The following is an 11,813-nucleotide window of genomic DNA, read 5'->3' on the forward strand; positions in this document are numbered from 1 at the left end:
GATATCCGGGGAAACCGACGCCAGCGCCAGCCGCGAGACATGCGTCATATCCGCGCCCGGCTACGCGGCGGTAGTTTGCGCGCATGACGCGTACCGCCAAGGACTTCTTCGCCCCGCTCGCCGTCGGGGCGCCCACGCCGCTGCGGGAGATCCCGGCCCGCCCGAGCCGCGCGATCCACTTCTTCGACCCGGGCAACGAGAAGATGGCGGCGAAGGTGCCGGCCATGGTCGGCACCGTCGACGTGCTGCTGGGCAACCTCGAGGACGCGGTCAAGGCGGAGAACAAGGAGACGTCCCGCCAGGGCCTCGTCGACATCGCCCGCAGCACCGACTTCGGCCCCACCCAGCTGTGGACCCGCGTCAACTCCCTCGACAGCCCGTGGGGCCTCGACGACCTGGTCACCCTCGTCACCGAGGTCGGCGACAAGCTCGACGTCGTCATGGTCCCGAAGGTGCAGGGCGCCGAGGACATCCACTACGTCGACCGGCTCCTCGCCCAGCTCGAGGCCAAGGCGGGGTTGACGCGTCCGATCCTGGTCCATGCGATCCTCGAGACGGCCCGCGGCGTGGCCAACATCGAGGAGATCTGCGCGGCCAGCCCGCGCATGCAGGGCCTCTCGCTCGGCCCGGCAGACCTGGCCGCGGACCGCCGGATGAAGACCACCCGCGTCGGCGGTGGCCACCCCGGCTACCTCGTGCGCCAGGACCCCGTCCGCGACGACCTGGGCGTGCCGCAGTACGACGGCCCGCGCACGACGTACCAGCAGGACCTGTGGCACTACACGATCGCCCGCATGGTCGACGCGTGCGCGATGCACGGGATCTACCCCTACTACGGCCCGTTCGGCGACATCAAGGACACCGTCGCCTGCGAGGACCAGTTCCGCAACGCGTTCCTGCTCGGCTGCGTCGGCGCGTGGAGCCTGCACCCCGCGCAGATCGCGATCGCGAACAAGGTGTTCTCCCCGAGCGTCGAGGACGTCGCCCACGCCCGCCGGGTGATCGCCGCCATGGGCGACGGCACCGGCGCGGTGATGATCGACGGCAAGATGGAGGACGACGCCTCGGTCAAGCAGTGCCAGGTGATGGTCGCGCTGGCCGACGAGCTCGCCGCGATCGACCCCGAGCTGAAGAATCAGTACGACGCGATCCCCGACCAGAGCGAGGTCCCGGCATGAGCGACTTCACCCCCCTGCGCTCCGTCCTCTACATGCCCGGCTCCAACGAGCGGGCGCTGGAGAAGGCGAGGACCATCGCCTGTGACGGGCTGATCCTCGACCTCGAGGACGCCGTGGCCCCTGACGCCAAGCCCGCCGCACGCGAGGCCGCCGCCGCGGCCGCGGCGAGCGGCGACTACGGCCGTCGCACGGTGACCATCCGCGTCAACGGCATCGGCACCGAGTGGCACGACGCCGACATCGTGGCCGCCAGCCAGGCCGGTCCCGCCGCGATCGTCGTGCCCAAGGTCGGCAGCGCCGAGGAGGTGCGCCGCCTCGTCGCCGCGATGGAGGCCGCCGGCGCCCCCGACCACACCCGCCTGTGGGCGATGGTCGAGACCCCCGCGGCCGTCCTCGACGCGCTCGCCATCGCGCGTGCCTCCGAACGGCTGGGCGCCTTCGTCCTCGGCACCAACGACCTGGTCAAGGAGCTCTTCGCCGAGCACGTGCCGGGCCGCGCGCCGATCCTGCCCAGCCTCCACACCGTCCTGCTCGCCGGCCGCGCCGCGGGCATCGCGGTCATCGACGGGGTCTACAACGACGTCAAGGACACCGAGGGCTTCCTCGCCGAGTGCGAGCAGGGACGGCAGATGGGGTTCGACGGCAAGACCCTGATCCACCCGGGCCAGGTCGAGGGCGCCAACGCGGCCTTCGCGCCGAGCGACGACGCGGTGGAGGACGCCCGCGGCCTCATCGCAGCGTGGGAGGACGGGCAGGGCGCCGGCGTGGTCACCCACCGCGGCCGGATGGTGGAGAACCTGCACGTCGAGTCCGCGCGCCGCACCCTCGCGATCCACGACGCGGTGCGCGCCCTCGGCACCGACTGAGACGAGCGCAACCCGACCGAAGTCGGACGTGCGGAGCGTCGCCTTCACCCCAAAGTAGGGTGTCGGACTTTCCAACTCGGGGTGACACCGGCACAGTGCAGGAGCGCCGCCCACCGTGGGCAGCACATGAAGGAGGCAAAACCATGGTTGTCCTCGGACTGATCCTGCTCATCCTCGGGATCCTGCTCCCGCAGAGCATCCTCACCACGATCGGCCTGATCCTGATCGTCGTCGGCCTCATCCTCAACTTCGTGCCGATCGGCGGCTCGAGCCGCCGGGTCTTCTAGGCAGCGCACCACCTCGTACGCGGGCTCCGGACACCTCAGGTGTCCGGGGCCCTCGCACGTCCGGGTCCGTACGCGGGGGTGTCGTACGGCCTCCGGACCCGCAGGCGCTCAGGCGTGGCCGCGCATGACGCCGAGGAAGGTCGCGACCTCCTCGCGCAGCAGCTCGGCCATCTGCGCCAGGCCCTGCGCCGGGGCGCCGAGGCTCTCCAGGCCGCCGCGGTGCTGCCCGTCGACCGCCGTGCGGACCGCGTCGACCATCGGCGACATCTCGCGCACGGTGCCCTCCACGCTGGTCATCGCGGCGGTGCTGGAGGAGACGACCTGCTGCATCGTCTGCACCTGGCCCACGATGCGCTCGGTCGACCTCGCCGTGGTGTCGGCCAAGGTCTTGACCTCGGTCGCCACGACGGCGAAGCCGCGACCGGACTCGCCGGCACGGGCGGCCTCGATCGTGGCGTTGAGCGCCAGCAGCTGGGTCTGCGCCGCGATCTGGGAGATGACGCGTACGACGTCCTGGATCTCCTGGGCGGCACCGTCGAGGCTCTGCCCGGTGGTGCTGGCCAGGTCGGCCTGGCCGACCGCGTGGTGGGTGGCGTCGGAGAGACCCGCCGCCGTGGCGCTCAGCTCCGTGGCGGCGGCCGCGACCTGCTCCGACACCGACATCACGGTGTCCTCCAGCCGGTCGGCCAGCTCGAGGCGCGCGTCCTCGGCCCGCTCGATCTCCTGCTGGGCCGCAGCCATCTGCGCGCTGGCGCCGTTGATGGTCGTCGCGCCGCTGCGGAACGAACCGCTCATCCCGCTGGTCAGGAAGGTGCGGTGGAAGCGCCCCTCGCTCGCGGCCTGGAGCGACGCGGCCGACTCGCGGACGTAGGCGTCGGTGCGGTCGAGCAGCAGGTTGAGGGCCGCGCGCAGGTCGGCGACGTCCTGCATCCCCTCGCTGCCCGGCACCGCCATCGCCCGGGCCTCGAAGTCGCCGGACGCGGCCGCGCGGCAGGTCGCGAGCCACTCCTGGACGACGGCGCGGTAGACCGCGGCCTGGTCGACGACGGGCGCGCGGCCCGCACGCCGCCGCAGCCGGCTCATGCCGCGGCCCCGTTGGCCAGCGACCAGACGAGCCGGTCGTAGGTGGTGCCGCGCTCGGCGAGCAGCTCGTGCAGGAGCGCCTCGCCGGCGCGGGCGGCGTCGGCCGAGCGCGGGTGCCGCCGCTCCTCGGCGACCAGCCTGCGGTAGATCGGCTCGACCTCGCGGATCGCCCGCGGGTCGGGGAGGCGTCGGTTGGAGTGGTAGCCGACCACGTCGCCCGCCGGGCCGAGGCTCGGGGTGACGTGGGCGAGCACCCAGTAGTGCGCGCCGTCGCCGGCGAGGTTCACGACGTAGGCGAACAGCTCCTGCCCGGTGCCGAGGGTGTCCCACAGCAGCTTGAAGACCGCCTTCGGCATCTCCGGGTGCCGGATGACGCTGTGCGGACGGCCGAGCAGCTCAGCCTCGGGGAGCGCCGAGACACGGCAGAACACGTCGTTGGCGTAGGTGATGCGACCCTTCAGGTCGGTCTTGGTCACGATCACCTCGTCCCGGCCGAAGGTCCGCTCCACCCCGGTGGGGCGGACGACCCGCGCGAGCGCGGTGAGATCGGGTTGTGCGGACACGTCGGGCCTCCACCTGTGCCGGGACCACCTCGCCCGGGTCGAGGGGGACATCGGCCCGACCCTCCAGCGGCTGAGGAGCTCGCGTCGCACACGGGACCATGGGCCCGTCAGGTCGTGACCTTGGTCCCACCGGCCCGGGCCCGGCGTGGCTCAGTCGCCGTCGCCGCCGCGGCGGAAGCGCTCGTTCAGCCAGCCGCTGGCCGAGCCCATCCAGCCGGCCAGGTCGTGGACGAGCCTGCCGAGGGTGTCCTGGGTGCGCTCGAACGCCTCGCTGTAGCTCGCGGCGGCCTCCTGCGCCGCCTGGCTCACCGAGGCGTCGTCGTCCTCGCTGCGACGCGGGTACGCGCCGCCGAGGATCGCGGTGTAGGCGCCGGAGTCGATCCAGCGGCGCAGCTCGGTGGCCCGGACCACGGCGAACGGGTGGGTCTGCTGCTGGAGCAGGGAGAGCTTGATGAGCGACTCCCGCACGTCGCCGCCCTCGTCGTACTCCGCACCCTGGGCCAGGAACGAGGTGACGTCGAGCTCGTCGAGCGTGCCGCCGCTGGCGAGCTTCATGTGGGTGCGCAGGGCCGCGGTCGGGTCCTGGCTGGCGAGCAGGCCGGCGCGGTCGGCCGACAGCTCGGCCTTGCGCGACCACTCGAGCAGGCCGACGGTGACCATCCGGACGCCGATCGCGCCGCCGGGGATCGCGTTGAGCAGCCCACCGAGGCCGAGCAGGCGCAGCAGCAGGGTGCGGTAGACGGCGTGGCCGCTGATCGCGTGGCCGAGCTCGTGGCCGATCACGAAGCGCAGCTCGTCGTCGTCGAGGTGGTGCACCAGGCCCGAGGACAGGACGATGATCGGCTTGTCCATGCCGATGGTCTGGGCGTTCAGCGTCGGGTCGGCCTGCACGTACATCTCGGGCAGCGTGCTGCAGTCGAGGCTCCGGCCGACCTCGGCCAGCAGCCGGTGCAGGCGGGCGAACTGCCGCTCGTCGACCCGCACCGCCGACCCCAGGAGGGTGAGCCGCCACGCGCGCTCGCGGAACACCCCCGACATGGTCTTGAGCAGGACGTCGAAGCCCTTGAGCCGGCGCAGCGCGACCAGCGCGCCCCGGTCGGCGGGGTGCTCCCACGCCCGCGAGCTGATGTCGGTCAGGACGGCGCGTGCGCGCGCCGGCTTCTTCTCCCCCGGTGCCATGGGGCGATCCTGCCGTACGACGGCCCGTGCTGTCGCCCGTTCGGGCTCACCCCCCGGTGCGCGTTTCGTGCCCGGGGTCCCGGGTAGGGGGCAGGGTGGTCCCCCCGCCCCACCACGCCCCCTCCCGAGGAGCCCCATGCGCACACGCCGGATCCACGCCTCCCTGCTCGCCACCGTCCTGGCCGCGTCGGTCCTGACGGTCGCCACGGCCCCGGCCGACGCGGCGGGCAAGCACAAGCCGAAGGCCCGCTGGGACGTGACCCAGTACGTCTCCGGCACCGACCGCCTGGAGGTCCACGGCCGCGCCCCCGGCAAGCGCCGCACCATCCAGGTGCAGGTGAAGGCGAAGAACCGCTGGGTGACCATCGGGCACAAGCGCTCCCAGCGCAACGGGACGTTCCGCGTCACCGCCGGGCTCGACTGGTACGGCAGCCACAAGGTCCGGGTGCGGGCCGCCGGCCGCGGTCCGCGGTTCGTGAAGGGCACCACCGCGGTCATCTCCCCCGCCTACGCCCCCGTCGGCAAGCCGGCCGACTACGACCTGCTCGGCACGTCGAAGTCCTCCTCGTGGCGGTTCAACCCGTGCCAGACGGTGCGCTACAAGGTCAACGCCGACGACACCGGCCAGGCCGGCCTCGACGCCGCACGCGCCGCGATGGCCCAGCTCTCCGCTGCGTCCGGCATCGAGGTGAAGTACACCGGCGCGACCCACATGATCCCGGCGGCCAACGACAAGAAGCGGCTGCCGAAGCGCACGCAGCTCGTCATCGCGTGGGGCACCCACGCCGAGGTGCCGGCGTTCGCGGCCCGAGGCGCCGACGGCCTCGGCGGCCCCCGCCGCGGCTTCTACGCCCGCTCCGGGCGCGGCCCGGTCGTCAACATGACCACCGAGGCGGGCGTCACCCTGCTCACCGAGAGCTACGGCACCTCCTACACGCCCGGCTTCGAGTCCACCGGGGTGCCGGGCATCGGCCACCTGCTGCTCCACGAGATCGGCCACGCGTTCGGCCTCGACCACTCCGCCGGCACCGACGAGATGATGTTCGGCGGGGCGTGGACGCCGGAGGCCGACGGCGTGTTCCGCTCGCGCCTGGCCGCGGGCGACCTGACCGGCCTCACCAAGGTCGGGCTGGGCCAGGGCTGCCTGCGCAAGGTGCGCGGCAGCTTCCGCACCACGCAGCCGCAGGCCCCCGCCCCGCTCGGCTGACCTGCCCGTACGACGACGCCCCGGCGCCCCGCGATCGCGGAGGGCCGGGGCGTCGTGCCGTGCGCAGGTCAGTCGCGCAGATCAGTCGCGCATGGGCACCCGGACGCCGCGCTCGTCGGCGACCTCGACCGCGCGGTCGTACCCGGCGTCGACGTGGCGGATCACGCCCATGCCGGGGTCGTTGGTGAGGACCCGCTCGATCTTCTCCGCGGCGAGCGCGGTGCCGTCGGCGACCGTCACCTGGCCGGCGTGCAGCGAGCGGCCGATGCCGACGCCCCCGCCGTGGTGGAACGACACCCAGGTCGCGCCGGAGGCGGTGTTGACCAGCGCGTTGAGGATGGCCCAGTCGGCGATGGCGTCGGAGCCGTCGAGCATGGCTTCGGTCTCGCGGTAGGGCGAGGCGACGGAGCCGCAGTCGAGGTGGTCGCGACCGATCACGACGGGGGCCTTGAGCTCGCCGCTGGCGACCATCTCGTTGAACTTCGCGCCGGCCTTCGCGCGGTCGCCGTAGCCCAGCCAGCAGATCCGGGCCGGCAGGCCCTGGAACTGCACCCGCTCCGCGGCCATGTCGAGCCAGCGGTGCAGTCGCGCGTACTCCGGCTTCTCCTCGGCCGGGAACAGCTCCTTGATCGCGCGGTCGGTCGCGGCGATGTCGGCGGGGTCGCCGGACAGGGCGGCCCAGCGGAAGGGGCCCTTGCCCTCGCAGAACAGCGGGCGGATGTAGGCCGGGACGAAGCCGGGGAACTCGAAGGCGCGGTCGTAGCCACCCTTGCGGGCCTCGTCGCGGATCGAGTTGCCGTAGTCGAACACCTCGGCGCCGGCGTCCTGGAACTCCACCATCGCGCGCACGTGGCGGGCCATCGACTCCTGGCTGCGCTTGGTGAAGCCGCGCGGGTCCTCGGTGCGCTCGCGCTCCCAGTCGTCGGGGGCCGTGCCGGCGGGGAGGTAGAAGAGCGGGTCGTGCGCCGAGGTCTGGTCGGTGACGATGTCGACGAGCGGGCCCTCCCCCTTCTCGGCCCGGTCGAGGTGCCGCTCGAGCAGCTCGGGCAGCACGTCGGCGGCGTTGCCGAGCAGGCCGATGGAGAGGCCGCGGCGCTCGTCGCGGGCCTGCAGCGCGAGCTCGACCGCGTGGTCGAGGTCGCGGGCCTGCACGTCGAGGTAGCGGGTCTCGAGCCGACGGTCGATGCGGTGCTGGTCGCACTCGACGCAGATCGCGACGCCGTCGTTCATCGTGACCGCGAGGGGCTGCGCGCCGCCCATGCCACCGAGGCCGGCGGTCACGGTGATCGTGCCGGCCAGCGTGCCGCCGAACCTCTTGTCGGCGATCGCGGCGAAGGTCTCGAAAGTGCCCTGGAGGATGCCCTGCGTCCCGATGTAGATCCACGAGCCGGCCGTCATCTGACCGTACATCGTCAGCCCCAGGTCCTCGAGGCGGCGGAACTCCTCCCAGTCGGCCCAGTCGCCGACCAGGTTGGAGTTCGCGATCAGCACGCGCGGCGCCCAGGCGTGGGTGCGCATGATGCCGACCGGCTTGCCCGACTGCACGAGCAGCGTCTCGTCGTCCTCGAGGTCGCGCAGGCTGCGCACGATCGCGTCGTAGGCCTCCCAGCTGCGCGCGGCCTTGCCGGTGCCGCCGTAGACGACCAGCTCGGCCGGGTTCTCGGCGTTGTCGGGGTCGAGGTTGTTCATCAGCATCCGCAGCGGCGCCTCGGTCTGCCACGACTTCGCGGTCAGCTCGGTGCCGGTGGCAGCGTGGATGGGGAGCCGGGGGTTGGGCTGGGTCACTGGAGTTCTCCGATCACGGACTCGGCGGCGGCGAGGACCGCGCCGGACTGGACGAGGCCGACGGCGGCCTCGATCTCGGGCGAGAGGTGGCGGTCGGGGCCGGGGCCCTCGATGCCGGTGTCCCGCAGCAGCGCGACGACCGCGGCGGTCGCCGGCGACGGCGTGAGGGGGGCGCGCAGGTCGAGCGCACGGGCGGCGGTGAGCACCTCGATCGCCACGACGCGGGACAGCCCGTCGACGGCGCGGCGCAGCTTGCGGGCGGCGCCCCAGCCCATCGACACGTGGTCCTCCTGCATCGCACTGGAGGGGATCGAGTCGACCGACGCGGGGACCGCGAGCCGCTTGAGCTCGGAGACGATCGCGGCCTGGGTGTACTGCGCGATCATGTGGCCGCTGTCGACACCGGGGTCGGAGGCGAGGAACGGCGGGAGGCCGTGGCTGCGGGCGCGGTCGAGGAAACGGTCGGTGCGGCGCTCGCTGATCGAGGCGACGTCGGCGGCGACGATCGCGAGGAAGTCGAGGACGTAGGCCACCGGGGCGCCGTGGAAGTTGCCGTTGGACTCGACGCGATCACCGATCACGACCGGGTTGTCCACGGCGCTGGCCAGCTCGCGGCCGGCCACCGTCGCGGCGTGCTCGACGGTGTCGCGGGCGGCGCCGTGCACCTGCGGGGAGCAGCGCAGGGAGTAGGCGTCCTGCACCTTGTTGCACTCGACGGTGTTGTCGGGGCCGGTGCGGTGCGAGGCGACGATCGCCGAGTCGGCCATCAGCGCGGTGAGGTTGGCCGCGGACAGGGCCTGGCCGGGGTGGGGGCGGATCGCCTGGAGCTCCGGGGCGAAGACGCGGTCGGTGCCCAGCTGGCCCTCGACGCTCATCGCGGCGGCGACGTCGGCGGTGCGCAGCAGCATCCGCAGGTCGGTGATCGCCATGACGAGCATGCCCAGCATGCCGTCGGTGCCGTTGATGAGCGCCAGGCCCTCCTTGGCCGCGAGCTCGACCGGCTCGAGGCCGGCGGCCGCGAGCGCCTCGGCCGCAGGCATCAGGGTGCCGGCGGTGTCGCGCACCTCGCCCTCGCCCATCAGCGCCAGCGCGCAGTGCGAGAGGGGCGCCAGGTCGCCGGAGCAGCCCAGCGAGCCGTGCTCGCGCACCACCGGGGTGATGCCGTGGGTGAGCAGGGCGGCCATCAGCTGCGCGGTCTCGCGGCGTACGCCGGTGTGGCCGGTCGCCAGCGTCGAGAGGCGCAGCAGCATCAGGGCGCGGACGACCTCCCGCTCGACCTCGGGGCCGGAGCCGGCCGCGTGCGAGCGGACCAGCGATCGCTGCAGCTGGGCGCGCATCTCGGTGGGGATGTGGCGGGTGGCGAGGGCGCCGAAGCCGGTGCTGACGCCGTAGGTCGGCGTCTCGGCGGCGGCGAGCGCGTCGACGACCTCGCGGGCGCGGTCGATCGCCACGAGGGCGTCGTCGGTGAGGGTGACGGCGGCGCCGCCGCGGGCGACCTGCACGAGGTCGTCGAACGAGACGGGGCCGACCCCGACGTGGATGGTCTGCATGGATCCATCCAACGCCCGCCCGGCGGGTGGCCACCAGACCGGCGTACGCCACGGCGTCTCGCATCCGAGACTTGGTCGTTCACCCCGCAGGAGGGGCCGGGAGATCGCACTGGTGTGGCACGGTCAGGACTTGGACAGCCCACCCGGGCCGTGAGGGAGAGGTCGTCATGAGCACCACCGCCTGGATCATCGTCGCCGTCGTCATCGTGCTGGTCATCGCGGTCGCCGCGTGGGCTGCGTCCCGGCAGCGGCGACGCAAGCAGGTCGAGCAGGCCGAGGAGCTGAGCCACGAGGCCCGCGAGCACGCCAGCGGGATCCCGGAGAGCCAGGTCCGCGCCAAGGAGGCCGAGGCCGAGGCCGAACGGGCGCGGCTCGAGGCCGAACGCGCCCAGCAGCGTGCGCAGGAGGCGCAGGTCGCCGCCACCCAGCAGCAGGCCGTGCACGAGGACCGGCTGCGCACCGCGGACCAGGTCGACCCGCGGGTGGACACCTCGTCGGAGGACTACCACCCCGGGGCGTCCGGGGACGGGGACGTGGACGGCACCGACCGGGCACCTCGCTCCTGACGGTGTCAGGAGACAACCCCGGCCCGGCGGTCACGCGAGCCGCACTGGACAACATCCGTCCCACTGACACACTGGTGCTTCCCTGCCCTACGAGAGGTGCCTCGTGACCGCGCTCATCATCATCGTCGTTGTCGTCCTCGTCCTGCTCGCCGCGGCCGCGCTCGTGATCCGCTCCCGCAACCGGCAGGCCAACATCGCCCGCGCCGACGAGCTGCGCGCGACGGCCGCCGGCACCGCGCAGTCCACGATCGCCCCCGCGCAGCAGCGTGCCGCCGTCGCGGAGGAGCGTGCCGACGAGGCGCGCGAGGTCGCCGAGAAGGCCGAGGCCGAGGCCGAGCAGGCGCGGCTGGAGGCGAGCCGCGTGGAGGCCGAGCACGAGGCGCAGGTCCGCGCCGCGGACCGGCTCGACCCGCGGGTCGACCACCGCGCCGACGACTACCAGCCCCAGGTCGCCGGCACCGTCGACCAGCAGCCGACGCCGCCGTCCGAGGTCAACACGGCCCCGGCCACCGACCCGGCACCCGAGGCGGCCCCGGCCGACGACGCGACCCCGGCCGCCGGCCCGGCCACGCGTGCCGAGGCGGAGGCTCCCGTGCAGCAGTCCGACCCCGTGCAGCCCGCCGAGGGCTCGCAGCCCCCGCTCCTGCCCCGTCGCACCCCCGGCGCCAACGACATGCCCGGCAAGCCGATCGAGTCGACCGACGGCGGCGGCGGCTGGTTCACCCGCAAGGAGCCGCCGGCCGACCGTTCGTGAGCCAGGTCCCCGCCGCCACCCGCGCCCTGCGGGTGCTGCGGTTCCTGGCCACCCAGGCCGACCCCGTGCCGCTCGAGCGGATCATGCGGGCGTGCGAGCTCCCGCGCAGCACGGCGTACCACCTGCTCAACACCATGATCGACGAAGGCTTCGTCGTCCACCTCGCCGAGGAGCACCGCTACGGCCTCGGCGTGGCGGCGTTCGAGGTCGGCAGCGGGTTCACCCGGCAGGAGCCGCTCGCCCGGCTGGCCCGCCGACCCCTGGCGGCGCTCGTCGACCGCACCGGGCACGGCGCCCACCTCGCCGTGCTCCACGGGCGCGACGTGCTCTACGTCGTGGAGGAGCGCGCCCCCGGCCGGCCGCCGCTGGTCACCGACGTCGGCGTGCGGCTCCCGGCCCACCTCACCGCCTCGGGACGCGCGATCCTCGCCGCGCTGCCGGCCAGCCAGGTGCGCGCGCTCTACCCCGACCGCAGCGCGTTCGTCGAGCGCCACGGCACCGGGCCGACGTCGCTCAGCGGGCTGCGCTCGATCCTCACCGACACCCGGCAGCGCGGGCACGCCGACGAGGACGGCGAGGTCACGCCCGGGCTGCAGAGCGTCGCCGCCGCGGTGCTCGACCACAACGCGCACCCCGTCGCCGGGGTCGCGGTCACCTTCCCCAGCGAGGCGGCATCGACCGCCGAGGTGACGGCGATCGCGGAGGCGGTGAGGGCGACCGCCGCACTGCTCACCCGGCGGGTCAGCGGTCCGGCCGCCGGACCCGCGGCCGGCTGACGACCAACTCCCCGGACGG

The 11,813-nt window shown here is 73.7% G+C and carries 12 protein-coding genes; 7 read left to right on the forward strand and 5 right to left on the reverse strand.

Annotation, left to right across the window (positions count from 1 at the left end; all coding sequences use genetic code 11):
- The first annotated feature begins 83 nt into the window (after positions 1-83).
- From ACFFJG_RS08345 to ACFFJG_RS08355, 3 genes are all read left to right on the forward strand, one after another.
- Complete coding sequence (locus ACFFJG_RS08345) at positions 84-1,178, forward strand: HpcH/HpaI aldolase/citrate lyase family protein (protein ID WP_378518139.1); 1,095 nt, start codon at positions 84-86, stop codon at positions 1,176-1,178.
- Positions 1,175-2,044, forward strand: coding sequence for an HpcH/HpaI aldolase/citrate lyase family protein (locus ACFFJG_RS08350; RefSeq protein ID WP_378518140.1), 870 nt, complete (start codon positions 1,175-1,177; stop codon positions 2,042-2,044). Before ACFFJG_RS08345 ends, ACFFJG_RS08350 begins: the two co-directional genes overlap by 4 nt.
- 143 nt (positions 2,045-2,187) lie before the next feature.
- Entirely contained in the window at positions 2,188-2,331 is a 144-nt protein-coding gene (locus ACFFJG_RS08355) for a hypothetical protein (protein WP_378518141.1), read from the forward strand.
- 108 nt (positions 2,332-2,439) lie between these two features.
- Here ACFFJG_RS08355 and ACFFJG_RS08360 read toward each other — a convergent pair whose 3' ends face one another.
- From ACFFJG_RS08360 to ACFFJG_RS08370, 3 genes are all read right to left on the reverse strand, one after another.
- On the reverse strand, positions 2,440-3,414 hold the full coding sequence (locus ACFFJG_RS08360; RefSeq protein ID WP_378518142.1) for a methyl-accepting chemotaxis protein: 975 nt from the start codon (positions 3,412-3,414) through the stop codon (positions 2,440-2,442).
- The gene (locus tag ACFFJG_RS08365) at positions 3,411-3,977 is read right to left on the reverse strand and encodes a PAS domain-containing protein (protein WP_378518143.1); all 567 of its coding nucleotides are present in this window, start codon (positions 3,975-3,977) and stop codon (positions 3,411-3,413) included. Before ACFFJG_RS08365 ends, ACFFJG_RS08360 begins: the two co-directional genes overlap by 4 nt.
- Before the next feature lie 150 nt (positions 3,978-4,127).
- Positions 4,128-5,156: a M48 family metallopeptidase gene (locus ACFFJG_RS08370; protein WP_378518144.1), complete on the reverse strand. Its 1,029-nt coding sequence runs from the start codon at positions 5,154-5,156 to the stop codon at positions 4,128-4,130.
- Positions 5,157-5,292: 136 nt separating this feature from the next.
- Between ACFFJG_RS08370 and ACFFJG_RS08375 the strand changes: the two genes are divergently transcribed.
- On the forward strand, positions 5,293-6,363 hold the full coding sequence (locus ACFFJG_RS08375; protein ID WP_378518145.1) for a hypothetical protein: 1,071 nt from the start codon (positions 5,293-5,295) through the stop codon (positions 6,361-6,363).
- A gap of 81 nt (positions 6,364-6,444) precedes the next feature.
- Here ACFFJG_RS08375 and hutU read toward each other — a convergent pair whose 3' ends face one another.
- The gene (gene hutU, locus ACFFJG_RS08380) at positions 6,445-8,148 is read right to left on the reverse strand and encodes a urocanate hydratase (RefSeq protein WP_378518146.1); all 1,704 of its coding nucleotides are present in this window, start codon (positions 8,146-8,148) and stop codon (positions 6,445-6,447) included.
- Complete coding sequence (gene hutH / locus ACFFJG_RS08385) at positions 8,145-9,698, reverse strand: histidine ammonia-lyase (protein WP_378518147.1); 1,554 nt, start codon at positions 9,696-9,698, stop codon at positions 8,145-8,147. Before hutH ends, hutU begins: the two co-directional genes overlap by 4 nt.
- 167 nt (positions 9,699-9,865) lie before the next feature.
- On the opposite strand from hutH, the gene ACFFJG_RS08390 reads away from it, so the two are divergent.
- The 3 genes from ACFFJG_RS08390 (at position 9,866) to ACFFJG_RS08400 (ending at position 11,794) form a co-directional block, all read left to right on the forward strand.
- Positions 9,866-10,264 (forward strand): hypothetical protein, encoded by a 399-nt coding sequence (locus ACFFJG_RS08390; protein WP_378518148.1) that lies wholly within the window; start codon positions 9,866-9,868, stop codon positions 10,262-10,264.
- Between the two features lie 103 nt (positions 10,265-10,367).
- Positions 10,368-11,018: a hypothetical protein gene (locus ACFFJG_RS08395; protein ID WP_378518149.1), complete on the forward strand. Its 651-nt coding sequence runs from the start codon at positions 10,368-10,370 to the stop codon at positions 11,016-11,018.
- Complete coding sequence (locus ACFFJG_RS08400) at positions 11,015-11,794, forward strand: IclR family transcriptional regulator (RefSeq protein ID WP_378518150.1); 780 nt, start codon at positions 11,015-11,017, stop codon at positions 11,792-11,794. The genes ACFFJG_RS08395 and ACFFJG_RS08400 overlap by 4 nt, the downstream gene beginning before the upstream one ends.
- Positions 11,795-11,813 lie beyond the last annotated feature (19 nt).

It is taken from the genome of Nocardioides zeicaulis (assembly GCF_042432345.1).
Lineage (GTDB): Bacteria > Actinomycetota > Actinomycetes > Propionibacteriales > Nocardioidaceae > Nocardioides > Nocardioides zeicaulis.

Bases quoted from the DNA above. Each gene is read 5' to 3' on its own strand.
- ACFFJG_RS08390 (WP_378518148.1), top strand. From the start codon at position 9,866: ATGAGCACCACCGCCTGGATCATCGTCGCCGTCGTCATCGTGCTGGTC.
- ACFFJG_RS08375 (WP_378518145.1), top strand. From the start codon at position 5,293: ATGCGCACACGCCGGATCCACGCCTCCCTGCTCGCCACCGTCCTGGCC.
- ACFFJG_RS08370 (WP_378518144.1), bottom strand. From the start codon at position 5,156: ATGGCACCGGGGGAGAAGAAGCCGGCGCGCGCACGCGCCGTCCTGACC.
- ACFFJG_RS08345 (WP_378518139.1), top strand. From the start codon at position 84: ATGACGCGTACCGCCAAGGACTTCTTCGCCCCGCTCGCCGTCGGGGCG.
- ACFFJG_RS08360 (WP_378518142.1), bottom strand. From the start codon at position 3,414: ATGAGCCGGCTGCGGCGGCGTGCGGGCCGCGCGCCCGTCGTCGACCAG.
- hutH (WP_378518147.1), bottom strand. From the start codon at position 9,698: ATGCAGACCATCCACGTCGGGGTCGGCCCCGTCTCGTTCGACGACCTC.
- ACFFJG_RS08355 (WP_378518141.1), top strand. From the start codon at position 2,188: ATGGTTGTCCTCGGACTGATCCTGCTCATCCTCGGGATCCTGCTCCCG.
- ACFFJG_RS08350 (WP_378518140.1), top strand. From the start codon at position 1,175: ATGAGCGACTTCACCCCCCTGCGCTCCGTCCTCTACATGCCCGGCTCC.